Raw genomic sequence first — 24,107 nt, forward strand, 5'->3', positions numbered from 1 at the left:
AAGCAGGTCTGTTTTTGGGAATTATTTATTTGGGTCTTAAACTGAACGAACAAAATAACCCTCTGGAATTTCCTCTACGTCTGGCAACAATAGGAATACTTTTATACTGGCTTATCCGCATCATTCTATGGAAGATACGAAAAAATAAAGAGAAACAAAAGAGATAAATGCAAACAAGTCATCAACACACCTCACAAGAACGAAACAAAAACTATTTTCAATTCTTAATCGTGACTCGAGTTTCTCTATGAAATTAAAACGTTTGGAACTGGGGTGAAAAAATGAGTGCTCATTTCATATAAAAATGGTATACTATATCTGTATAGTTTTTCAAAATAATTTTCGTAATAAAGGTGAAAAAATGAAATTTAAAAAACGTCAACTAAATCTCCATCATCTAGCTGGTTTTGATGCTACGGTTGATCCAGAAGGAGATATCTTTGAGAATGTCGTTGAGGTAATGGCTCCGTTTAAACAGTTTTTAATTGAGAACGGTTGTTATTTTGATGGCCCACTTGTCTACAAATACAATCCTTATGATGAGTCTGGTGAATTTTTGATTATGGTACCGATTGGTAATGAAATAGAGGTTTTAGATGATTCTCTTCCCTTTTTCTATCAAGAAGAGTTTAATTTAACAACGGACTATTATTACCGTCACTACAATCAAGATGAAGAGTTTCCTTATAAGGAAATTGAGGAAAAGATTGCTAAGGATAATTGTACTCTGATGACGATTTACCACGTAGTACTGGACCTGTGTGGAGATCAGGTTACTGATTTGTATTGTGAGGTTAGTGAAAACTTATGAAGTTAGTTCCAAGTGTTCGAGAAGTAGAGAAAATTGCTCACCAGAATGTTGTGAGAAAACGGGTGACCTTTCATTACTTAGAATTTGAACAGCATTTTCAAACTTTTATAGAGGGAATTGTAGATGCAGGTTATACGATAAAAGGACCAGTCTTTTATAGTTTGAACAATACTCCCTTGGATGAAATGGTGGATATTGAATTTTTTCTTCCTATTGCTGAAGGGATATTCTCTCTTTCTGGGTATCGTTTTTCTTCTTACTTTATTGTAGAATCATTGATTAAAACAAGAGTGATGGGGGACTTCAATATCATGACTGAAAGGGCATATGCTCTACTGCTAGTGTCTTTGGAGGAGAACGATTTGGAAATAAATACTCCTTTTTATCATGTTATTCCAAGTGATGGCTCAAGTTATGTAGAAATTTTCCTCGGTTATACTCAGAAGGCAGTGGAAGAGGAAGAAGTTTTTGGCTTTTAGAACAAGGGGGAGATTTATCATGAAAAAGAAATGGAGTTTGCGAGGTCTTGGAATACTCTTTTGGTCAGTTGTTTTAATCGCTTCTGCAGGGTACTTAGGTTATTCCAGTATCAAGTCAGAAAAAGAGGTTGTTGAGGCAAGGACACCGACTATTGCTCTTGTAAATGAAGATGCAAGTTCTGATTTTAATGGGAAAAAATACAATTTTGGTAAGGAATTTGTCAATCAGGTATCTAGCGATGACAAGTATGAATGGCAGGTAGTTTCACGTTCTGTGGCAACAACAGCTTTTGAAAAAGGTACGGTTGACGCTGTCATCTATCTACCCCAAAGTTTTTCACAGGATATCCTAACTTTCCAAAATATTAATCCAGTAAAAGCTAATGTGGAATATAAAGTACAAGCTAAGTCGGATCGGTTGGCGACACTTGTTTTACAAGATGAGATTGTCTCCGCATTGCATAATCTTAATAGTGATGTTGTTGAAATGTATTATGCCAGTGTAGCCAATAGCTTAGCTGAAGCTGAGAATCAGATGAATGCTAGTTTACAAAATCAAGAAGTATTTGTAACTACTCTGACTGATCAGGTGAAGACTCCATTTGAAAATATGGCTCCACAGTATGGTAGTTTAATTTCAGGGACAACAACACTTAACTCTCTTAACCAATCGATGATTACAGCTCAGAATAGTTTTGTTACTTCTACAACAAATATCCTTAAGCAGACAAATTCAGGATTAAATGGGCAGCTTCCGCTTATTGAACAATATGTTAAAAACTATAATTCGGCTTCTGGTCAGAATTTAAAAAATGCTCAAGCTGCTATTGCAAAACAGGAGGAGTTGGATTTTGAAAAGTTTGACAAGTTAAATACGAATATCTTGTCGCAACTAGCACTGTTTTATCAAGAACAACCAGCACCTACTACGGTCGGACAAACAGACCCCAAAGATCCGGCTTTGAATGCTTTGGAAAAAAAAGTGAATGATTATCAAGGAAAATTGTCCGAGGCACTTTCTCTACTAAATAGTCAAAAAAATCAATTGATTACAGAGCGTGCACATTTAATTGAACTGGAGAAGAAGCTCTACCAACAATTCTTTAATCAAACTATTGAAATACCGATACCTGATGAGAATGGTTCAGGCGGAGATTTAAAGACAGTTCTTGATGAACTAAAAGTAAATCAAACAGAAGTGAATGCTCGCTTAGCACTTGCCCAAAAACTTAGTCAGTCTTTCGGTTCCACAGATAACCTATCTTCAACTGCCTATATTACGCAATTGAACAATATGCTTGCAGGGATTTCTGTGAACGCCGCTGATTATCAACTAGATACTTTAGTTGGGAATCAGGTGCTTACTGCGCAACAGAGTCAAAATTATAAATCACGTCTACAATTGATTGCCCAATATGCTCAAGCATTCGGGGTACAGACGGGTGGAGTATCTATTGCTCCCTTTGTTGCGAGTGCAACTACCAAGCAAACAGCTAAAAAAGTACTTCAAATTTCAGTACCAGCAGGAGATAGTTACCAATCTTCAGCTCTTCCAACTGGCACTGTCAGTCCACTTGCTGTAAACGGGATTATCAAGTTGGATAATAGTAGCGGAACGGATGCGAAAGTGTTTGATATTGTACTAGATGTCAGCTTAGAAGAGCTTTCAAATGGTCAATTGTTTATTGAGTGGACTAATAAAGATGGTCATGTTATTCTCAAATCAACTGAAACATTCGTGTTGTATCCTAAGGATTCTAAAGAGGATTTTTATAAATATGTAGCAAATGATCAATTTGAAACATATTTAACTCTTTTCCAAAATATAGAAAAGTCCTCTCAAATGATTACACTTTTATATGGAGCTCCTGGTGCGACCTTTGATAGCTTATTAGGTGTTTCAACTGCTGAAGGTTTTAAATCAGCAAGTCCTAATTCTGTTTTTGCTATGTATGGCAATATTCAAATTAGTAGTTTGGCCAATCGAATTGCGATGCAGGATGTCGTAGATTTTAAAGGTATCGGAGAGAGCAACATTAGCGACGTTAGCCAATCAATTGTCAATCTAGATCTCCTTATCAAAGAGTTAGATGCTAAAATAAAGGATATCAGTGGAGCAGAGGTTCCGGAAAATTACTTCAATGCTGAGATTAATGATTTGAAACTGTGGTATGGATCAACTAAAGGAATTATACAAGGAATTTACGATAGTTGGAAGGATCATAGAGATACTCTAAATTTTGGTTTAACTAAAGACCAGAGTAATAATATGGCCTTTTATGAGTATAACGATGACTCCCTTTACAATCAGTTTAAAAACCTAATTGATGGAACATCTAATACAGTAGACGCAATAGCTAATGGGTCTAAGGCTATTGAAAATAATTCCCAACAGTTTGAGAACCTTGTTGCGGATGCAAAATCAATTCAAAGTAATGTACAGACCGTAATCAAAAATACTAATTCATTATCGGATACGAGTCAGACAGGTTTAGATGAAAATCGCTCCTATACAGAAGGCTTTTCAAAAATTTTAGCAAATACTCGTACGCAAGGAGTAGATGCCAATCAGTTATTTAATTTCTTTGCAAATCCTATTCAAATTACTGATACAACGAACAAGGTAGTAGAAGAGGTACCAAAGAAAACAATAGACTATTCATGGATTCCAATCTTTTTAATTGGTCTAAGTTTAGGAGCTGTGGTCACTCTGATTGTTAATCATTTTAGAGGTCGAAATGCTTTGCTATAGCCAATAACAAGAACCAACCGGTAAGGTTGGTTTTTTGTTCTTCTATATATTTTTTTTAAGTCCATTTAAAATTTTTATATTGTACAAGCTTCTCTTTTATTGGTATGATGACAAGGAACACTTTAAAGGAGTTGGATATGAAAAAGAAACTTATAAGTGGACTTTTTGTGGCTGTGGCGATTGTGAGTTTGGCAGCTTGCGGGTCCAGTGAATCAACAACAACAAGTTCTTCGTCTGCGGACACAGAGACCTTTACCTATGCTATTGACGGGGACCCAAGTTCGACCAATCCCATTAATACCAGCGACCGTTGGGGTTTGACCTTGACGAACTTCCTTTATTCCCCACTGATTCGGGTAGAGGCAGATGGTTCTTATGTCAATGAACTGGCAGAAAGCTATGTGATTGCTGAAGATGGTCTCAGCATCACGGTTAAATTGCGCCAGGATGTCAAGTGGTCTGATGGCGAAGCCTTCAACGCCGATGATGTCATCTTTACCTACCAGCAAAAGGTTAAGGAAGAAAATGGTAATGCCGATGGTCTCTATATCAATGGGCAGCCAGTCACTTTTGAAAAAGTGGATGATTACACTGTCAAGTTTGTCCTACCAGCGGTGAGCGCTCCAGCCTTGGATAACATTGTGACAGAAACCTATATCATCCCAGAACATGTCTATAATGACGAACCAGATTTTTCTGTTAGCCAACTGACTAACACACCAGTGGGAACAGGTCCTTATAAGTTTGTTGAGTATAAACATGGTCAGTATATCAAGTTGGAAGCGAATGAGCACTACTACAAGGGAGAACCGGAGATTGATAACCTTGTCTTGCGCATCATTACGAGTGCAGATACCCGGAAGGTAGCCTTACAAACTGGTGAAGTGGATGCTTCCTTTGTCCTCCCTACAGATATCGCAGACTTAGAGAGTAAGGATATCAAGACTTATGCCTATACTGAAAACCGTGTTGGTTATCTAGGTCTCAACACATCGACCACAGAATTGTCCGATGTTCGTGTGCGTCAAGCCATCCTCTTTGCCCTCAACAAGGATGAGATGAACCAGGCGGCTTACCTAGATAAGAAATATTATGAAACGCCATATTCCTTCCTGCCAGTTGCTAACCCTTATGCAACAGAAAAGGTAGAAAAATATAAGCAAAACATTGAGAAAGCGAAGTCTCTTCTAGCAGAAGCTGGTGTCAGCAACCTCAAGCTCAATTTGGGCTTTAACTCGTCTGATCCTGCTCAAAGCTTGCAGGCAACCCTGATTCAAGAACAGTTGGCTAAGGTAGGTATCACGGTGGAGTTGGCCGGTGGCGACTCAACTGCCCTCTTTACAGAATTGCGTAAGGAAGGGTCCACTGCCTACAAACTCTTCTTGGGTGGCTACATCATGGGAAATGACCCTGATCAGTATGCCCGTCTGTTCAAAGCGGGTGGGGCTTCTAACTACTTCAAGCTCAATTCAGACACCATCAATGGTCTCTTTGAAAAAGGAGCAGTGGAGCTGGACAAGGCCAAACGGGAAGCCATCTATGATGACTTGCAGGCAGCATTGGCTGACGAGGCGGCTATCTATCCAATTGTGGACAACAAGAAGATTTTGGCTGTTAATAAACGGGTTAAAGGGGTAAAAGAAGCTGGTCTGGTACCAATCTATACCTTTGAAGATCCGTCGCATCTAACGATTGAAGACTAATAAATAGGACAGAGACTGGCTTTGCCAGTCTTGTCCGCGTTATAGGAGTACTATGTTTCAATACATTCTTAAGCGAGTGGCCCAGGCCATTCCCCTTCTCTTGATGATTTCCTTTATCGTATTTTCCCTGATTCAGCTGGCCCCTTTTGATGTCATTGACTCTCTCACCACACCCAATATGACAGCTGAGCAAGTCGAGATTTTGAAGGAGCAGAATGGCCTTAATCAGCCATTTTTGGTTCAGTATTTTGTCTGGTTGAATAATGTTTTGCATGGAAATTTTGGAAATTCTCTATTGACCCATCACAGTATCGCAGAGGATCTGGCAGAGAAAATCCCCAATACCATGGCCTTGGTCCTGCCAGCCTATGTGACGGCCCTCCTTTTGGCTATTGGCTTAGGGCTTCTTTCTGCGGCCAATCGAGGCAAGTGGCTGGACCGTGCCATTGATGGCTTTGCCTCAGTGGGCATTGCTGTACCAACCTTCTGGTTTGCCATGATTTTGATTTATATTTTTGGCTATCGGCTCAATCTCTTCCCCTTTGTTGGGATGCATACGTTAGGGAAGGAAGGAGATTTTGGGGATTACCTTTCTCATCTGGTTTTGCCTTATTTGACCCTGGTCATGGCCTTTATGCCGGATTTGATTCGTTATATCCGGACCTCTGCCATCGTGGAGGTGGACAAGGATTATGTGACTGTTCAGGAGGCCTTTCAGGCTAGCAAGAAGGAAATCTTTGGCAAGCACGTTGTCCGTAATGTCATGATTCCAATCGTTACTCAAATCGGGATGGCCCTGCCTATGCTGGTTACGGGAGCTCTGATTACGGAAACCATCTTTGCTTGGCCTGGAGTGGGGCCTTACCTGACTTCGGCAACGAGGGCCTTGGATTATCCTGTGATTATGGCGGTCATGCTCTTTTCCGCTAGCTTGGTGATTTTGGGCAATCTCCTGTCCGATGTTCTCTATTCTATTGTGGATCCCCGTATTAGCAGAGGAGGTGAGTCTTGATGTTTTTTAAACAGTTAAAGGAAGAGTTGTTTTCCTCACCTCTCTATCTCTTTTCCGTCCTCTTTTTGCTCCTATTGGTGGCCTTGTCTCTTCTGGCTCCAGTCTTGCCTTTGGATCCCAATACCACCAATGTCAGTCAGATGAATCAGCCACCTAGCCTCGACCATCTGTTTGGTACAGACAATGTGGGCCGAGATTACTTTGCCCGAGTTCTTTATGGTGGTCGAATTTCCCTTTTGGTAGGGGTTCTAGCCATGCTGGCTTCAGTCTTGATTGGAAGTCTGGTCGGGATTGTAGCAGGTTACTTTGGGGGCTTGATGGACAGTATCCTGATGCGGACGGTTGATGTCCTCTCTTCCATTCCTTGGCTGGTGTTGGTCATTGTTCTCAGTGTCTTTCTGAAGCCAGGCCTAACAACCATTATTATCGTGATTGGCGGTTTCTCCTGGATGCGGATTTCGAGACTGATTCGGGCGGAGACCCTATCAGCCAAGACCCATGACTATGTCAGCTATGCTCGCTTTATCGGGGTCAAACCCTTGACCATTATTAGGCGGCATATTTTGCCCTCTATCCTGCCCACTCTCATCGTGGCAGCGAGCAGCAGTATTTCGTCCGCCATCATGACGGAATCAGCCCTTTCTTTCCTAGGGATTGGTATCCAGCAACCTCTGGCTTCTTGGGGAAGTCTCTTGCAAAATGCCCAATCCACCTTGCAGAGTGCGCCCTATATGGCGATTTTGCCAGGTCTCTTTATCCTTTTGACCATTTATTCCTTCAATAATATAGGGGATTTGATTCGAGATAGTTTGCGGAAGGAGGTGAGCTGATGATAAGCAGTATTTCTTTAGAAAATCTGACCATTCACACCAAGAAGGGCAAGCAGTCCCAAGTTCTGGTGAAGGATGTTTCTATTTCGGTTCCCCAGGGCACAATTTTAGGTATCGTTGGAGAATCCGGCAGCGGAAAAAGCTTGACCGTCAAGTCGATGATGGGCATTGCACCCAAAGAAGTGCAGGTAACTTATGACCGTCTGGAGTTGGAAGGCAGGCCTCTTTCGGATTATGAGCACCTGCCTATGGCTATGATTTTCCAGGACCCCATGACTTCCTTAAATCCCCTGCGCAAGATCGGCTACCATCTGGAAGAAATCATTGAGCGTTTTAGCCCAGGTTTGAGCGCTCAAGAGCGTCAGGAAAAGATGTTGGACATTCTGTCAAAGGTTGGCATCCCCAATCCCCTACAGCGCCTCAACCAATATCCCTTTGAATTTTCTGGAGGCATGCGGCAGCGGATTTTGATTGCTATGGCTCTTTTGGCAGAGCCACGGGTTCTGATTGCTGATGAGCCGACGACGGCTCTGGATGTGACCATCCAGGCTCAGATTTTGGCCCTGATCAAGGGGCTGCAGGAAAGTCTGGGTCTAACGGTCATCATTGTCAGCCATGACTTTGGTGTGATTGCAGGTCTTTGCGACCAGGTCAAGGTCATGCGTTCTGGCCAGGTGGTGGAGGAAGGGACTGTCGATGATATTTTTGACAATCCCTTGCATCCCTACACCCAAGAACTCCTGCAGGCAGCTCGTCTGGACAGGGAAGAGCTTCAAGACAGTCCATCGACTTACCCAGACGGCCCGCTTGTGGCGGTTTCAGATACTCATTTTGTTAGAAGGGAGCTTGACTAGATGCCCAAGGAAGCCCTCATCACCGTCAGTGATGTTCAAAAAATATACAGCAAGAAAAACATTTTTGGTCAAGACCAATATCAGCTAGCAGTGGATGGTGTCAATCTGACCCTCTACAAGGGGGAGACACTGGGCTTAGTAGGGGAATCAGGCAGTGGTAAGTCCACCCTGTCTAAGTTGATTCTTGGTCTGGAGCAACCCAGTCAGGGCCAGGTGGACTATGTTGGGTTTAGCCAGGAAGACTTGGCTAACCAGGCCTTACAAATCATCTACCAAGATCCCTACTCATCCCTCAATCCCTACTTATCTGCCTTGGACTTGGTCAAGGAACCCCTTTACAGGTGGCCCAAGGAGGAGGCTGAGAAGATGGCCTTGGCGATTTTGGAGCGGGTGGGCATCACTGGAGATGCTGTGCATAAACGGCCCAAATCCTTTAGTGGTGGCCAGCGCCAGCGGATTGGCATTGCCCGTGCAGTGGTGAGCCGTCCCCAATTTGTGGTCTGTGACGAGCCGACATCTGCCTTGGATGTGTCCATTCAGGCCCAGATTTTGCAGCTTCTGGCAGACTTGCAGGAAGAATTTGACCTTTCCTACCTCTTTATTTCCCATGATTTGACAGTGGTCAGACACTTTGCCCAGCGGATTGCCGTCCTCTACAAGGGGGCCTTGGTCGAGTTGGCGCCAGCTGACCAACTCTTTGCCAATCCCCAGCATCCCTATACCCAGTACCTCTTGTCGGCCAACCTTTCCCTTTCTCCCAGCCTGGCCCGCCAGCAACTGCGGCAGATATCCAGCCAGGTTCAGGACTTTGAATTGTCCGCTGATGATGACTGGGTGGAGCTGGACAAGGATCATTTTGTAAGAACATCCAAGCGAGAGTGGGACAGAAATCGGTACTTTCGGAGAAATTCGATTTCGTCGTCCCACCTCCGCACAGCTCCAAAGGTTTGGGGAACCTTTGGAGGTTGGAAATGGAGCGAACTCTGTTCGCATCAATCGTATAGGGCTGTAAAAGCTGATTTATCAGCGCAATAGAGCCCACTCAACCACTGCGCTATAAGTATCTAAAACGAAAAAATAGAGTTTGGAACTACTTTTGTCCCAAACTCGTTTTTCCTTTAAAAATCTTTATCCCCTCTTAAATTTTATATATTAGACAGAAAGAAAGGAGCATGTTAAGATAGAAAAAAACCTTTGGAAAGGATGGTGCAGATATGGCCAAGGTCATTGTTGGAATTACAGGAAATGAAAAGGAAATGCCGGCTATGTCTGGCATCAAATACGTGGCAGTGGCCAAGGATCTCTCTGAAGGAGTCAAGCAGGCAGGTGGATTGCCCATCGTCATTCCGATTGGCAATCCTGAATTAGCCAAGGACTATGTGGATATGGTCGATAAGCTCATCCTGTCTGGCGGCCAACATGTGGATCCCCGTTTTTATGGTCAAGAAAAGGAAATCGACAGTGATGACTATTCTCTGGCCAGGGACCAGTTTGAATTGGCCCTGATCAAGGAAGCCCTGCGCCAAAAGAAACCCATTTTTGCGGTCTGCCGTGGTATGCAGTTGCTTAATGTGGCCTTGGGCGGCAGTCTACACCAATCCATTCAAGGCCATTGGCAGGAGGATGTCAGTGGGACATCTCATTCTCTGGAAATCCGTCCCAATAGCCGGGTTAGCCAGCTCTTTCAGGCAGGGACCCAGATCAACTCCCTCCACCGCCAATCCATCAAGGACCTGGCACCAGGTCTGGTAGCCACTGCCCACGATCCCCGTGATGGCACCATCGAGGCCTATGAGAGCCAGGGGCAGCAGTCCATCTTAGGCATCCAATGGCACCCAGAATTTCTAGCTAAAAACTGTGCAAATAATCATCGCTTATTTGAATATTTGGTGCAAAGTTTGTAAAGTTCATATGATGACCAGTCTTCAGGACTGGTTTTTTTGTAACAATGGTTATAGCCGAAAACTATATCGATTACAAAAAGGACATAAAAATTTTTAAAGGAGCTCTTAAAAAATCTCTACTAGTCATTTGAAGCTTCTTATGATAAGATAGGTACAGTTAAATACAGGTCAACCACATGTTGATCTAGGAAATGGAGATTTATCTTATGAACTTTAAAAAAGTATTTGGTTTTGCAGCAGTAGCTGCTCTGTCAGTTGCAGCTTTGGCTGCTTGTGCCCCATCATCAGGTGGCAATAGCAAAGAGGACAAGAACACACTCAAAGTTGGGATTATGACACAAACAGATGCGACTGAGCAGCTTTGGGATAAGGTGAGCGAAAATGCTAAGAAGGAAGGACTCACTTTAGAGTTTGTAGAATTCACTGACTACTCGCAACCAAACAAGGCCTTGGCCAATGGTGAAATTGATGTCAATGCTTTCCAACACTACAACTTCCTCAATAACTGGAATACAGAAAACAAGGGTGACTTGGTTGCTGCGGCAGACACGCTCATCAGTCCACTGCGTATCTTCTCTGGTTTGGATGGTGATAAGGCAAAATACACTGACATCTCTGAATTACCAGATGGAGCAGTCATCTCTGTACCAAATGACGCAACAAATGAAAGCCGTGCCCTCTATCTTCTTCAAACTGCTGGTTTGATCAAACTGGATGTATCTGGTGAAGAATTGGCAACCAAGGTCAATATTTCAGAAAATCCTAAGAAATTGGACATCAAAGAATTGGATGCAAGCCAAACAGCTTCTACTCGTACATCAGTAGATGCAGCTATCATCAACAATAACTATGCTGTTGATGCAGGCGTAGACTACGCAACTGTTCTCTTCAAAGAAGAAATCAATGCTGAATCTAAACAATGGGTAAACGTGATTGCTGCTCAAAAAGATTGGGAAAAATCAGACAAGGCTGATGCTATCAAGATTTTGATTAAGTCTTACCAAACCGATGAAGTGGCTAAAATCCTCAGTGACTCTTCAAATGGTGTTGATGTGCCAGCTTGGGAAGGTGCGCCTTCTACAAACTAATCTCATTAGCGAAAAGAATATATTCACATAGAGGCAAATATGGGCGTGTGTAAGCACGCCGTATTTGTGTTTTGGGGGAGAAAAGTATGAAACAGCTGGAAATCGTTGAACAGGATGGAATTGTGGGACACTACCTGTCTGTTTTGAAAGAGCTGATTGCTAAGAGAAGCATCTTTGCCCAACAGACAGGGCTATCTGAAACCGCCAGCTATCTCAAGGAGGTCTTTCAAGCAGCAGGGGCACAGGTCATCTTGGATGAATCCTATGCAGCTCCTTTTGTAATGGCCACCTTTGCCAGTGCAAAAGCGGATGCGAAGACCTTGATTTTTTATAATCACTACGATGTGCAGCCTGCAGATAGAGACCAGATCTGGACTAGCGATCCGTTCCAACTGGATATTCGTGATGGCTATATGTATGGCCGAGGTGTCGATGATGACAAGGGCCATATCACAGCCCGTCTGACCGCTATCGAGAAATACCGTCAGGCTCATGGTGAGCTGCCTGTCAATATCATCTTTATCATCGAAGGGGCTGAGGAATCCGCCTCTGTTGATCTGGAAAAATATCTGGCCAAATATCGGTCAACATTAGTCGGAGCCGATCTCCTGGTTTGGGAGCAGGGAATCTTCAACCAAAAGGGCCAGATGGAAATTACAGGTGGAACCAAGGGGATTGTGACCTTTGATGCCTCTGTAAAAAGCGCCAATGTGGACATCCATTCCAAGTTTGGGGGCACGATCAACAGTAGCAGTTGGTATCTCATCAATGCCTTGTCCAGCTTACGCGATAGCAGGGGGAAAATCCTAGTAGACGGAATCTATGATGATGTCCTAGAACCTACCAAACGCGAAATGGACCTAGTCAGGCAGTATGCCCTAGTGGATGAACAACACCTGCGGCAAGTTTATGACCTAAAGCTTCCCTTTCTGACACAGGACCAGGATGCCTTACTCAAGACCCTCTTTTTCGAGCCATCGCTCAATATTCAAGGCTTGCAGACTGGCTATCAAGGTCAAGGGGTCAAGACCATCCTGCCTGCGGAGGCTAGGGCCAAGCTTGAGGTTCGTCTGGTCCCAGACATGAAGCCCAAAAAAGTTTTTCAGCAGATTCAGGACCAGCTGGTTCGTAACGGCTTTGACCAGGTTCAGTTGACCTATACTCTGGGAGAAGAGGGGTATCGGAGTGATATGACTGCCCCAGCCATTCTCAATGTGATTGACCTGGCTGGCCAGTTTTCGCCAGCTGGGGTAGCAGTTTTGCCCACCACAGCTGGGACTGGACCCATGCACCAGGTTTTTGAAGCCTTGGAGGTTCCGATTGCGGCCTTTGGCATTGGCCACCCCAACAGTAGAGACCATGGGGGCGATGAGAATGTCAAGGTCGCAGATTATCTGACCCATATAGAAATGATAGAGGAGTTAATAAAAAGTTATGAGTGAAACCATTATTCAACTAGACCATATCGACATCACCTTTCACCAGAAAAAACGGGTGATTGAGGCTGTTAAGGATGTGTCCGTCAGCATCAACAGAGGGGATATTTACGGGATTGTCGGTTATTCGGGAGCAGGGAAATCGACCCTGGTCCGTGTCATCAATCTCCTGCAAATCCCAACAGCAGGGACCATTACCATCGGTGGCCAGGTGACCTTTGAGAATCAAAAAGTTCAACTCAGCCCAGCTGAACTTCGGCAGAAACGGCAAAAGATTGGCATGATTTTTCAGCATTTTAACCTCATGGCCCAAAAAACAGCCCGTCAAAATGTTGCCTTTGCCCTGCGCCATTCTGATTTGAGCAAGATCGAGCGGGCCAAAAAAGTGGAAGAATTGCTGGATTTGGTCGGTCTGTCTGACCGGGCGGATAATTACCCTGCCCAGCTTTCAGGCGGTCAAAAGCAGCGGGTGGCCATTGCGCGTGCTCTGGCCAATGACCCTGAAATCTTGATTTCAGACGAGTCTACCTCTGCCTTGGATCCAAAAACCACCAAGCAGATTTTGGCTCTTTTGCAGGAGCTCAATCGTAAATTGGGCCTGACCGTGGTCATGATTACCCATGAGATGCAGATTGTCAAGGATATCTGTAACCGAGTGGCGGTCATGCAAAACGGAGCCTTGATTGAAGAAGGTTCTGTCTTGGAGATTTTCTCCCATCCTAAGCAAGCCCTGACCCAGGAGTTTATCCGCACTGCTACTGGGATTGATGAGGCCCTGGTCAAGATTGAAAAACAAGACATCGTAGAAGACTTGGCCAGCAATTCTCTCTTGGTTCAACTCAAGTATGCTGGACATGCAACAGATGAGCCACTCCTCAATGAGATTTACAAGCGCTTTGAAGTAACAGCCAACATCTTGTATGGCAACATTGAAATTTTGGACAACACACCGGTGGGTGAGTTGGTCGTCGTCCTGTCCGGCCAGCCAGATGCCCTGGAGGGTGCCCAGCAAGCTATTCTGGAAGCTGGTGTTGAATTAACTGTATTGAAAAGAGGTGCCTAGATGAGTGATTTGATTCAAACCTATTTACCCAATGTTTATAAGATTGGACTTTGGGGAGAAGATGGCTGGTTAATGGCCATTTACACAACTCTTTATATGACTGTTTGGGCCTTCCTGATTGGCGGACTGATTGGTCTCTTGACAGGTCTTTTCCTGGTTTTGACAGCTCCGGGTGGCGTTTTGGAAAACAAGTTTGTCTTCCATATCTTAGATAAGGTGACTTCAGTTTTCCGGGCTATTCCCTTCATCATCTTGCTCTTTATTTTAGCACCGGTGACCTACTTCCTAATCAAAACCAATTTGGGACCAACAGCGGCCATCGTTCCTCTGTCTGTCGCAACCTTTGCCTTCTTCACCCGTCAGGTTCAGGTGGTCCTGTCTGAACTAGACCGCGGGGTCATCGAGGCAGCCCAGGCTTCTGGAGCGACCACTTTTGACCTCATCAAGGTCTATCTGAGCGAAGGTCTGCCAGACTTGATTCGAGTTTCCACGGTTACCCTGATTTCTCTAGTAGGAGAAACCGCCATGGCTGGTGCCATCGGTGGTGGTGGTATTGGGAATGTCGCTATTTCTTACGGTTATAACCGTTTCAACCATGATGTGACTTGGACAGCCACCCTCCTGATTTTGCTGATTATCTTTAGTATCCAGCTTCTAGGGGATCTCTTGACCCGCAAACTCAGCCATCGCTAGCAAATGACGGAAAACCTCTTTATTGGATGCTTGTCAATAGTAGGCAAACCGCAAAAAAAAGGTGAACCAGCACGAAAACTGGCTCCCTTTTTTTTTATTTTTCAACGTTGGCTCCGAAGGCTACAAAATCCTGGACATCCTGCTGGCGGCTCTCATGGAGGTCGCGGACAATCTTGGTGCCGACAATGACCCCATCTGAGACCTTGTTAAAGCGGATGATGTCTTCTTTTGTGGATACACCAAAGCCTGTCAGGACGGGGATGTCAGCCAGGTCCCTGAGCCGAGATAGGTGGTCATCTAGGTTGTCACGGTAGTCGTTGGCCCTTCCAGTAACTCCGTTGATGGCTACGGCATAGATGAAGCCTTGGGCACCGTCCACTAATTGCTTTTGCCGCTCCAGACCAGTGGTTAAGCTGACCAGGGGAATGAGGGCCACATCCCTGTCCTCCAAGTGGGTCTGAATCAGGTCGCTGTGTTCGTGGGGCAGGTCTGGAATAATCAGGCCCTTGACGGGTGTTTTGGACAGGTCTGCCACAAATTCCTCTATTCCGTATTGAAAGATGGGGTTGAGGTAGGTCATGATAACTAGGGGGGTCTGGGTTTCCAGGTTTTGCAATTTGACGATGATCTGGGTCAGGCTGACACCGCGGGCCAGGCTACGTTGCCCTGCCAACTCGATGACGGGGCCGTCTGCGACGGGGTCTGACCAGGGGATGCCGACTTCGATAGCAGAAGCCCCGCTTTTTTCCAAAAGGGAAATGGTCTCTGCTAGGCCATCCAGGCCTTGTGGATGGTCTCCTGCCATGATATAGGGAACAAAAATTCCCCTCTTTTGGGCGATGATGGTCTGTAAATGCTCGGTTAAGGTCTTGGTCATGCGTTACTTCCCTTCTCTTTCAAAGCGTTCCTTGACTTGGTTGACATCCTTGTCGCCGCGGCCTGAGAGGCAGACGATGATGGACTTGTCAGGTCCCAAATCCTTAGCAACTTTTTGGGTCAAGGCAATGGCGTGGCTGGATTCTAGGGCTGGAATGATTCCCTCTAAGCGGGAGAGGAGGCGGAAGGCTTCCAGGGCTTCCTCATCGGTGATGGCATGGTAGCTGGCCCGGCCTATTTCCCTAAAATAGGAGTGCTCAGGGCCGATACCTGGGTAATCCAGGCCAGCTGAGATGGAGAAGGCCTCCATAATCTGGCCGTGTTCATCCTGGAGGACATCCATGAGGGCCCCGTGCAGGATACCTGGCCGTCCCTTGGCAAAGGTGGCAGCATGTTGGTCCGTTTCCAAGCCAAGTCCAGCCGCTTCGGCTCCATACATGGCTACAGTCTGGTCATTGACAAAGGGGTAAAAGAGTCCGATGGCATTGGAGCCTCCGCCCACACAGGCCAAGACCGCATCCGGCAGCTGGCCGCCCGTCAGGTCTGCGTACTGCTCTTTGGCTTCCTGGCCAATGACAGATTGGAAATCACGGACGATTTCTGGGAAAGGGGCAGGGCCCAGGGCAGAACCCATGATGTAGTGGGTGTCTTCGATGTTGGCCACCCAGCTGCGTAGGGCCGCGTTGACCGCGTCTTTGAGGACGCGGGAACCGTCGGTGACTGGCTGGACCTTGGCTCCCAGCAATTCCATCCGAAAGACATTGAGACTTTGGCGCGCAACATCTTCCTCCCCCATATAAATGGTGCAGTCCATGTCAAAGAGGGCAGCAGCAGTGGCTGTGGCCACCCCGTGCTGGCCGGCTCCTGTTTCCGCAATAATTTTCTTCTTGCCCATCCGCTTGGCCAGTAAGACCTGACCCAAGGCATTGTTGATTTTGTGAGCGCCGGTGTGGTTGAGGTCTTCCCGCTTGAGGTAGATTTTAGCGCCGCCAATGTGGTCGGTCAGGCGCTTGGCAAAGTAGAGGGGGGTCTCACGGCCAACATAGTGTTTCAGCAAGTCGGCTAATTCAGCCTGAAATGCTGGATCTTCCTTGGCCTGGCGGTAGGCCTGGTCTAATTCAAGAACGGCGGTCATCAGGGTTTCTGGGACGAATTGTCCCCCAAATCTGCCATAGAATCCCTTGCTATCTGGTTGCTGGTATGTCATTTTTTGCTCCTTTAATAAATTGAGAAATCTTGTCCACATCCTTCTGCCCATCTGTCTCAACTCCACTGGAGACATCCACGGCATAGGGATGAAACTGGGCAATGGCCTGGGCTACATTCTGGGCATGAAGACCCCCTGCGATGAAGAAGGGCTTGGTCAGCTGGCTGGTATCTAAGGCCTGCCAGTCGAAGGACTGGCCACTTCCAGCCAGAGGGGCATCAAAGAGGAGGTAGTCAGCCTGAGTCTGTATATCTGCCAGGTCCGAATGCACCTGAATCGCTCGGATACTGGGAACGGAGAGGGAGGAAAAGTCTTCCTCTGCGAAGCTTCCATGTATTTGAACCATATCTAGGGGGACAGCCTCAATGGCCTGTTGGATCTCCTCCAGACTGGGGCTGACAAAGACGCCGACTTTTTTGACGGAAGCTGGGATGGCCTTGGCCAAGCTATGGGCCTGGTCCAAAGTCACTTGGCGTTTACTTTCGGCAAAGACAAAGCCGATGAAATCTGCCCCTTCCGCAACAGCCCTAGCGACGGCTTCTTCGGTCGAAAGACCGCATATTTTAACCTTTGTCAATCTGCAACTCCTTGATTTTTTCTGCGACATTCTCTGCCTGCATCAGGGCAGTGCCGACTAGAATCCCTTGAAAATGAGGGGCCACTGCTTGGGCATCCTGACCGCTAAAGATGGCGGATTCGGAAATGTAGACCGGTCCCTGCTGAAAATATTCTGCCAGGTCCAGACTGGTTTGCAGGTCCACTTCAAAGCTGGTCAGGTTACGGTTGTTGACGCCGATAATCCTAGCCCCAATCCGGTGGGCAATCTCTAGTTCTTCCCGGTTATGGGTCTCCACTAGGACCTCCAAGCCCAGCTCCGTCGCATAGTCATAGAGTTCTTTGAGGCGTTCTTCTGTCAAGGCCGCCACGATGAGCAGAATGACACTTGCCCCAGCATTTCGGGCCCGAATAATCTGCTTTTCATCAATGATAAAATCCTTATTAAGGGTCGGAATGGCCACCTGATTGGAAATGTCCCTCAAGTCATCCAAATGGCCCTTGAAGTAGACTTGGTCTGTCAAAACAGAAATCATGGCCACCCCATTGGCTTCATAAATCTTGGCCTGCTGGAGAATGTCTACGTCAAGGTTGATGTCGCCCATGCTGGGACTAGCCTTTTTGACCTCAGCGATAATCTGCAATTTTTCTGGATGGGCCTGTAAAAAGTCATAGAGGCGATAGGTCTGGCGCAGGGGCTGGATCTCCTCTAGAGGCATCTGGGCCACCTCTAGGGCCTTTTGTTCTAAAATTTTTGGTAAAAATGCCTTAGCCATGTTGGGCCTCCTGTAAATCTTTTAGTTTTTGAAGGGCAGCACCGGATGCGATGACCTCCCTAGCCAAACGGATGCCATCCTCGATGCGGTCGACTTTTCCATTGGCAAAGAAGCCCAGTCCTGCGTTCAGGACTACCGTTTCCAAGTAAGGGCTAGGCTGATTCTGGAGAACGGCCTGCAAAATCTGGGCATTGTACTGGGCGTCTCCTCCACAGATGTCTTCTAAGCTGTAAGCGGTCAAGCCCAGGTCCTTGGCTTCAAAATGATGGAGGGAAATGTGGCCCTTTTCCAAGAGGGCCAGCTGATTGCGGCCGTGGAGGGCGGCCTCGTCCATCTGGTTTGGACCAGTGATGACGATGGCCCGCTCCCTTCCCATATTTTGAAGGGTTTGGGCGGTCATTTCCAGGAGGTCAGGCCGGCTGGTTCCCAACAACTGGGTCTTGAGTGGGACTGGATTGATGAGGGGTCCTGTCAGATTCATGATGGTCGGCACCCCTAATTCCAGGCGGGCCGGCATGATGTATTTCATGGCAGGATGGAGGTTCTTGGCAAAGAGGAAGACCATGCCCGTCTGGTCAAAGACCCGGCCCAAGTCCTCTGGTTTCATGTCGAGGTTGATTCCCAAGACTTCCAAGACATCGGCCGAACCTGACTTGGAGGAGATGGAGCGATTGCCATGCTTGGCCATCTGGATGCCACCGGCTGCCAGAACGAAGGCCGCTGTGGTGGAAATATTAAAGCTATTGGATTGGTCGCCTCCAGTACCACAGTTGTCCATGGCATTGCAGACCTGGGTTGGGATCTCCAAGGCCTTGGCCTGCATGACCTTGGCCAAACCCGTCAATTCTTCTGGGCTCTCCCCCTTGATTTTTAGACCGAGGAGAAAGGCCGCTACCTGGGTCTGGCTGACCTGACCTGTGGCAATTTTTTCAACCACCGCCGCCATTTCTTCTTCTGTCAAATTTTGGCCTGCAGCCAGTCTTGCAAAGATTTCTTTCATCTACCTGTCCTCACTTTCCTGTTGCACCAAGCTCACAAAATTCTCCACCATCTTGAGACCATCTGGGGAACCGATGGATTCGGGATGGAATTGGAGGCCAAAAATGGGGAGATTCTGATGCTGGATGACCATGATTTCCTGGTCGTCCATGGTGATAGCCTTGCTGTCAAAGGCTGGGGGCAATTCCTCCACCACAATGGAATGATAGCGCATGATGGGGACGCCGCTGTCAATCCCGTCAAAAATGGGAGATGGTTTTTCGAGGGCAATCCTGCTCTGCTTGCCATGCATGACTGTTTTGGCCAAACCCAGTTTGCCACCAAAGACTTCCGCAATGGCCTGGTGACCCAGGCAAATCCCCAAAATGGGCTTTTTCCCTGCAAAATCTCGGATGAGGGCCTCCATGAGACCAGCCTCCGCTGGCCAGCCAGGACCAGGAGAAAAGACAAGGCCGTCTGCTTTTTCAGCTGCTTCATAGAGACTTTCTTCATCATTGCGGAGGACCTGGACTTTGGTAAAACTGCCTAGATACTGGGCCAGGTTATAGGTAAAGGAATCATAATTGTCAATCAGTAAAATCATCTGCTGTCTCCTATTCTGGTCATGGCCTTGGCCTTGTTCAAGGTTTCAAAATATTCATTTTCAGGGATGGAATCATAGACGATACCAGCCCCAGCCTGAACATAGGCCTTGGCATCTTTAATAATCATAGTCCGGATGGTAATGGCAAAGTCCATATCACCAGAGGCCGACAGATAACCAATAGCCCCTGCATAAATACCCCGCTTTTCCTTTTCTAGCTGGTAAATCCGCTGCATGGCCCGTATCTTAGGGGCACCAGAGACGGTACCTGCTGGCAGGGTTGCCTTGAGGGCATCAAGGGCGGTCAGGTGAGGAAGGAGTCGACCCTCCACCAGACTGGTCAAGTGCATGACATAGCGGAAATACTCAACCTCCATGTACTTGCTGACCTGGACACTACCAATCTGAGCAATCCGGCCGATGTCATTTCGGCCCAAATCAACTAACATCCGATGTTCGGCCACCTCCTTGGCATCTGCCAATAAATCTTGCGCCAAAGCTGCATCCTCTGCCTCCGTTTTCCCCCGCGGTCGGGTACCGGCAATGGGGTTGGTCACCACCTGGCCTTGCTTGACGGAGACCAGGCTTTCTGGTGAGGCACCAATGATTTGGTAGTCTCCAAAATCATAGAAGTAGAGGTAGTTGGAGGGATTGGTCACCCGCAGATTGCGGTAGTAATCTAGGGGGTCCCCCTTAAAATCACTGGAAAAGCGCTGGCTGAGCACACACTGGAACATGTCTCCTTGACGGATCAGCTCCTTGGCCCTAGTCACCATTTGCTCAAAACTTTCCTTCTCCAGATGGTGTTTGAACTGCAGGGCCTGCAAATCCTGGGGGGTAAACTCGTTGGGAGCCTGGATCTGCAAGTCTGTCACTACCTGACCCAGAGCCTGGCGAACCGCGTCGTTGGAACGCTGGCTGTAGAGATTTTCCTCCACCACATAGACCCTCTCCTTCTTGTGGTCAAAGATGACGAAGGATTCATAGATGAAGAAGTGGAGGTCCGGTGTGCCGATGGGGTCGAGGGGAATCTGGCCGATGTCCTCATAGAGACCAATCAGGTCATAGGCCACAAAGCCGATGGCGCCACCCGCAAAGGGCAGGTCGCTGGTCACATTTGTCTGGGTCAGGGTCTGAAGATAGTCCAGAGGGTCCTGCTGGATGGGCTCACCATTATTGGTCAAGAGGCCATTTTCAAACTTGATTTCAAAGACAGGATTGTAGGCCACGATGGAAAAACGGGCATTTTCCTTGTCACGGGGGATAGACTCCAAAATCACCTTATGACGGCCCTGAATCCGCATATAGGCCAAAATCGGCGTCAGAGTATCGGCTGCTAAAATCTTTCTCATCTTCTTTCCTCTCTTTATAAAAAAACACGCCCCCGCACAGAAAAAAACCTGTACGAGGGCGTTAACTGCAAGTTAACACGGTGCCACCTCGATTGATGACGGAGGACTATAAAGCCAGTCACCATCTCTATCCCCATCTAACAATGGGGTGCAGGATAAGGGTTGCTGCCCGGAAGGTCTTTTAAACCTCCCCTATTTTAGAATGAAACAAAAAAACTCACACAGAAAAAACTCTGTGTGAGGACGTTAATTGCAAACGCGGTGCCACCTCAGTTAATGGCCAGACGATCCTGCCATTCTCTCATTCTCCTCTAACAAGGAGCTGCACGATAAGGGGTGCCTACCTGAATTTCTATTGCTTCCAATTCATTCTATCATCATCAGCCCAATTTTCACACCAATCTGCTGCCTGTTCACAATTCCCACAGGCTCCCTGAAAACAAATCCATGTTACTTTCTGATTGTTCTTATTGTACCAGATAAAAACCAAATGTCAACTATTTTCTGAATATTAGTGAAATTTAGGCGCATTTGTCTTGGAAAAATAGAAAAACTAGACAGGGAAGGGACTTTCTGCTATAATACTTGTCAGGAAAGAGGGTCTGACATAGACACCCCAAGCGAGCCTGAGACAGTGAGAGTCAGGTGGAAGACATGTCAAGATTGGCGCTTTCTGGTTCAAATCACATACAAATGAAGTAATAAATTAGGGTGGAACCGCGTTCTCAACGCCCCTATGTCAACTGGCATAGGTGGAAGGAGACGAGGTTCTTTTTCTGTTTTGCCAGAGATGAAAGGGAGGAGATGAAGAACGTTTATCTAGTAGATAGTCAAGAACAACTGTTAAACTATCAGCACTTTGTCACAAAATACGAGGCAAAATGGCATGACTATATCCAGTTCTTAAGGAAAGAATATCAAGTTCATGATTTGCCCCAAGCCCTTATCTGGGCAAATGAAGAAGCCGCAAGAAAATTACTTGGCCAAAGTCCCGTACCAGCCTACACTAATGATATCCGCATGGTCATGACGCCAGACTTAGCAGTTTGGAAAAAGATTTACCAGCATCAACTAGTTGGCTACAAAGACTGTTCGAACCTGCAGACACTGAGTGCTCACTATCAGAGTTTGTCAGAAAATCATCTGTTGCAAATTATCGGTCATGAGCTGGCGCATTGGTCAGACCTTTTTCTGGATGACTTTGCGGACTATGATGCAAACATCTGGTTTGAAGAGGGGATGGTCGAGTACATCAGTAGGCAGTATTTTTTGTCAGAGGAAGAGTTTGCTCAAGAACGGTTCTGTAATCAGCTCTTGGTTGACCTCTTTCAAGAAAAACATGGCTGGCATTCCTTGGATACTTTTGGAAAAATCACTTACGAAGGCGGTTACGCGAGTATTTTTTACGAGTACTGGCGAAGTTTTCTCACCATTGACCAGTTAGTAGAGAAAGTAGGTTCGGTCCAAGCACTTTTTGAAACCTATCATAAATGGGCGCAGTCAGACCAAAGCATTTCGCTACTCAACTGGTTTGTGCAGCAAGAATTATTAGAAAAAGAAATTTAAAAAGAAACAGGAGTAACTTATGGCAAAAAAATTAACTTTTCAGGAAATCATCTTGACCTTACAACAATTTTGGAATGAGCAGGGGTGCTTGCTCATGCAGGCTTATGATACGGAAAAAGGGGCGGGTACCATGAGCCCCTACACTTTCTTGCGGGCCATTGGTCCTGAGCCCTGGAATGCGGCTTATGTGGAGCCATCTCGCCGCCCTGCGGATGGTCGTTACGGGGAAAACCCAAACCGTTTGTATCAGCACCACCAATTCCAAGTGGTGATGAAACCATCTCCTGCCAATATCCAAGAGCTCTACTTGGAATCCTTGGAGCGTTTGGGCATCAATCCTTTGGAACATGACATTCGTTTCGTTGAGGACAACTGGGAAAACCCATCAACTGGTTCAGCTGGTCTAGGCTGGGAAGTCTGGTTGGATGGTATGGAGATCACGCAGTTTACCTACTTCCAACAGGTCGGTGGCTTGGCGACAGGTCCTGTCACCGCTGAGGTAACCTATGGTTTGGAGCGCTTGGCTTCCTATATCCAAGAAGTGGATTCGGTCTATGATATCGAGTGGGCTGACGGCGTTAAATACGGGGAAATTTTCATCCAGCCAGAGTATGAGCATTCCAAATATTCCTTTGAAGTATCAGACCAAGACATGCTCCTTGAAAACTTTACTAAATTTGAAAAAGAAGCAGAGCGGGCTTTGGAAGAGGGCTTGGTGCACCCAGCCTTTGACTATGTGCTCAAATGCTCTCATACCTTTAACCTGCTGGATGCGCGTGGAGCCGTATCTGTAACCGAGCGTGCAGGCTATATCGCCCGTATCCGAAACCTTGCCCGTGTCGTTGCCAAGACCTTTGTGGCAGAGCGCAAGAAACTGGGCTTCCCACTCTTGGATGAAGCCACACGCACAGAATTGTTGAAGGAGGATGCAGAATAATGACAAAGAATTTACTTGTTGAACTGGGCTTGGAAGAAATTCCTGCCTATATCGTAACCCCTGCCATGAACCAGTTGCGTGACCGCATGGCCAGCTTTTTGACTGACAACCGTTTGGCCTTCGAGAGCATCGATGTCTTTTCAACGCCACGCCGTTTGGCAGTTCGTGTCCGTGGTTTAGCGGACCAGCAGACTGACCTGACAGAAGATTTCAAGGGTCCTGCTAAGAAGATTGCCTTGGACGCAGATGGTAACTTCACCAAGGCGGCAGAGGGCTTTGTCCGTGGCAAAGGCCTGACAACTGCTGACATCGAATTCCGCGAGATTAAGGGCGAAGAATATGTTTACGTGACCAAACACGAAGCTGGTCAGCCAGCTAAGGCAGTCTTGGCGGGCATTCCAGAGGTCTTGAAGGCTATGACCTTCCCCGTCAGCATGACCTGGGGCTCTAACAAGTTTGCCTACATCCGCCCTGTCCACACCCTGACCGTTCTCTTGGACGACGAGGCACTGGACATGGACTTCTTAGACATTTGTCAGCCAATGCCAAGACCGCACCGACCTTGCTTTGAGGCAGTTCGCCCTCTGCCGAGTTTGGCAGGTAATGCTCACGGATAGCTGCTGCCACCGCA

General features: G+C 46.6%; 21 protein-coding genes and 3 pseudogenes. 16 read left to right on the forward strand and 8 right to left on the reverse strand.

What is annotated here, in order from left to right:
• The first annotated feature begins 361 nt into the window (after positions 1-361).
• The 13 genes and pseudogenes from ACEYCN_RS04360 (at position 362) to ACEYCN_RS04420 (ending at position 14,625) form a co-directional block, all read left to right on the forward strand.
• Positions 362-811 (forward strand): hypothetical protein, encoded by a 450-nt coding sequence (locus ACEYCN_RS04360; RefSeq protein WP_373713080.1) that lies wholly within the window; start codon positions 362-364, stop codon positions 809-811.
• Positions 808-1,290 (forward strand): DUF5085 family protein, encoded by a 483-nt coding sequence (locus ACEYCN_RS04365; RefSeq protein WP_373713081.1) that lies wholly within the window; start codon positions 808-810, stop codon positions 1,288-1,290. Before ACEYCN_RS04360 ends, ACEYCN_RS04365 begins: the two co-directional genes overlap by 4 nt.
• Before the next feature lie 19 nt (positions 1,291-1,309).
• Positions 1,310-4,042, forward strand: coding sequence for a type VII secretion protein EsaA (gene esaA, locus ACEYCN_RS04370; RefSeq protein ID WP_373713082.1), 2,733 nt, complete (start codon positions 1,310-1,312; stop codon positions 4,040-4,042).
• A gap of 137 nt (positions 4,043-4,179) precedes the next feature.
• Positions 4,180-5,745: an ABC transporter substrate-binding protein gene (locus ACEYCN_RS04375; protein ID WP_373713083.1), complete on the forward strand. Its 1,566-nt coding sequence runs from the start codon at positions 4,180-4,182 to the stop codon at positions 5,743-5,745.
• A 52-nt stretch (positions 5,746-5,797) separates the two neighbouring features.
• On the forward strand, positions 5,798-6,757 hold the full coding sequence (locus ACEYCN_RS04380; protein ID WP_373713084.1) for an ABC transporter permease: 960 nt from the start codon (positions 5,798-5,800) through the stop codon (positions 6,755-6,757).
• Positions 6,754-7,587: an ABC transporter permease gene (locus ACEYCN_RS04385; RefSeq protein WP_373713085.1), complete on the forward strand. Its 834-nt coding sequence runs from the start codon at positions 6,754-6,756 to the stop codon at positions 7,585-7,587. Before ACEYCN_RS04380 ends, ACEYCN_RS04385 begins: the two co-directional genes overlap by 4 nt.
• Positions 7,587-8,441, forward strand: a complete 855-nt coding sequence (locus ACEYCN_RS04390; protein WP_373713086.1) for an ABC transporter ATP-binding protein — start codon at positions 7,587-7,589, stop codon at positions 8,439-8,441. The genes ACEYCN_RS04385 and ACEYCN_RS04390 overlap by 1 nt, the downstream gene beginning before the upstream one ends.
• Positions 8,442-9,317 (forward strand): annotated as a pseudogene (locus ACEYCN_RS04395) (ATP-binding cassette domain-containing protein); the annotation flags it as partial.
• 338 nt (positions 9,318-9,655) lie between these two features.
• A complete protein-coding gene (locus ACEYCN_RS04400) occupies positions 9,656-10,345 on the forward strand; it encodes a gamma-glutamyl-gamma-aminobutyrate hydrolase family protein (RefSeq protein ID WP_373713087.1) in 690 nt (229 codons plus the stop codon).
• Between the two features lie 206 nt (positions 10,346-10,551).
• Positions 10,552-11,433: a MetQ/NlpA family ABC transporter substrate-binding protein gene (locus ACEYCN_RS04405; protein ID WP_373713088.1), complete on the forward strand. Its 882-nt coding sequence runs from the start codon at positions 10,552-10,554 to the stop codon at positions 11,431-11,433.
• A gap of 86 nt (positions 11,434-11,519) precedes the next feature.
• Positions 11,520-12,875, forward strand: coding sequence for a M20/M25/M40 family metallo-hydrolase (locus ACEYCN_RS04410; protein WP_373713089.1), 1,356 nt, complete (start codon positions 11,520-11,522; stop codon positions 12,873-12,875).
• Entirely contained in the window at positions 12,868-13,932 is a 1,065-nt protein-coding gene (locus tag ACEYCN_RS04415; RefSeq protein WP_373713090.1) for a methionine ABC transporter ATP-binding protein, read from the forward strand. The genes ACEYCN_RS04410 and ACEYCN_RS04415 overlap by 8 nt, the downstream gene beginning before the upstream one ends.
• Entirely contained in the window at positions 13,933-14,625 is a 693-nt protein-coding gene (locus tag ACEYCN_RS04420; protein ID WP_373713091.1) for a methionine ABC transporter permease, read from the forward strand.
• 94 nt (positions 14,626-14,719) lie between these two features.
• On the opposite strand, the gene trpA is transcribed toward ACEYCN_RS04420, so the two are convergent.
• The 7 genes from trpA to trpE are packed head-to-tail and all read right to left on the reverse strand — an operon-like array spanning position 14,720 to position 20,973.
• Positions 14,720-15,502 (reverse strand): tryptophan synthase subunit alpha, encoded by a 783-nt coding sequence (gene trpA / locus ACEYCN_RS04425; RefSeq protein WP_373713092.1) that lies wholly within the window; start codon positions 15,500-15,502, stop codon positions 14,720-14,722.
• 3 nt (positions 15,503-15,505) lie between these two features.
• The gene (gene trpB / locus ACEYCN_RS04430; RefSeq protein WP_373713093.1) at positions 15,506-16,708 is read right to left on the reverse strand and encodes a tryptophan synthase subunit beta; all 1,203 of its coding nucleotides are present in this window, start codon (positions 16,706-16,708) and stop codon (positions 15,506-15,508) included.
• The gene (locus ACEYCN_RS04435; RefSeq protein WP_373713094.1) at positions 16,686-17,285 is read right to left on the reverse strand and encodes a phosphoribosylanthranilate isomerase; all 600 of its coding nucleotides are present in this window, start codon (positions 17,283-17,285) and stop codon (positions 16,686-16,688) included. The genes trpB and ACEYCN_RS04435 overlap by 23 nt, the downstream gene beginning before the upstream one ends.
• Entirely contained in the window at positions 17,272-18,039 is a 768-nt protein-coding gene (gene trpC, locus ACEYCN_RS04440) for an indole-3-glycerol phosphate synthase TrpC (protein ID WP_373713095.1), read from the reverse strand. Before trpC ends, ACEYCN_RS04435 begins: the two co-directional genes overlap by 14 nt.
• Positions 18,032-19,039 carry an anthranilate phosphoribosyltransferase gene (gene trpD / locus ACEYCN_RS04445; protein ID WP_373713096.1) on the reverse strand — a complete coding sequence of 336 codons (1,008 nt, stop codon included), beginning with the start codon at positions 19,037-19,039 and terminating at the stop codon, positions 18,032-18,034. The genes trpC and trpD overlap by 8 nt, the downstream gene beginning before the upstream one ends.
• Entirely contained in the window at positions 19,040-19,621 is a 582-nt protein-coding gene (locus ACEYCN_RS04450; protein ID WP_373713097.1) for an aminodeoxychorismate/anthranilate synthase component II, read from the reverse strand.
• Positions 19,618-20,973, reverse strand: coding sequence for an anthranilate synthase component I (gene trpE / locus ACEYCN_RS04455; RefSeq protein WP_373713098.1), 1,356 nt, complete (start codon positions 20,971-20,973; stop codon positions 19,618-19,620). The genes ACEYCN_RS04450 and trpE overlap by 4 nt, the downstream gene beginning before the upstream one ends.
• Positions 20,974-21,777: 804 nt before the next feature.
• On the opposite strand from trpE, the gene ACEYCN_RS04460 reads away from it, so the two are divergent.
• The 3 genes and pseudogenes from ACEYCN_RS04460 to ACEYCN_RS04470 all read left to right on the forward strand — a co-directional run.
• A complete protein-coding gene (locus ACEYCN_RS04460; protein WP_373713099.1) occupies positions 21,778-22,539 on the forward strand; it encodes an elongation factor Tu in 762 nt (253 codons plus the stop codon).
• Positions 22,540-22,558: 19 nt separating this feature from the next.
• Positions 22,559-23,476 carry a glycine--tRNA ligase subunit alpha gene (gene glyQ / locus ACEYCN_RS04465; protein ID WP_373713100.1) on the forward strand — a complete coding sequence of 306 codons (918 nt, stop codon included), beginning with the start codon at positions 22,559-22,561 and terminating at the stop codon, positions 23,474-23,476.
• Positions 23,476-24,009, forward strand: a pseudogene (locus ACEYCN_RS04470) (glycine--tRNA ligase subunit beta); the annotation flags it as partial. The gene glyQ and the pseudogene ACEYCN_RS04470, both read left to right, overlap by 1 nt.
• Here ACEYCN_RS04470 and ACEYCN_RS04475 read toward each other — a convergent pair.
• Positions 24,008-24,107: pseudogene (locus tag ACEYCN_RS04475) on the reverse strand (glycine--tRNA ligase subunit beta); the annotation flags it as partial. The pseudogenes ACEYCN_RS04470 and ACEYCN_RS04475 sit on opposite strands and share 2 nt — an antisense overlap.

The sequence above is a fragment of the Streptococcus sp. genome, assembly GCF_041802885.1.
Taxonomy (GTDB): Bacteria; Bacillota; Bacilli; order Lactobacillales; family Streptococcaceae; genus Streptococcus.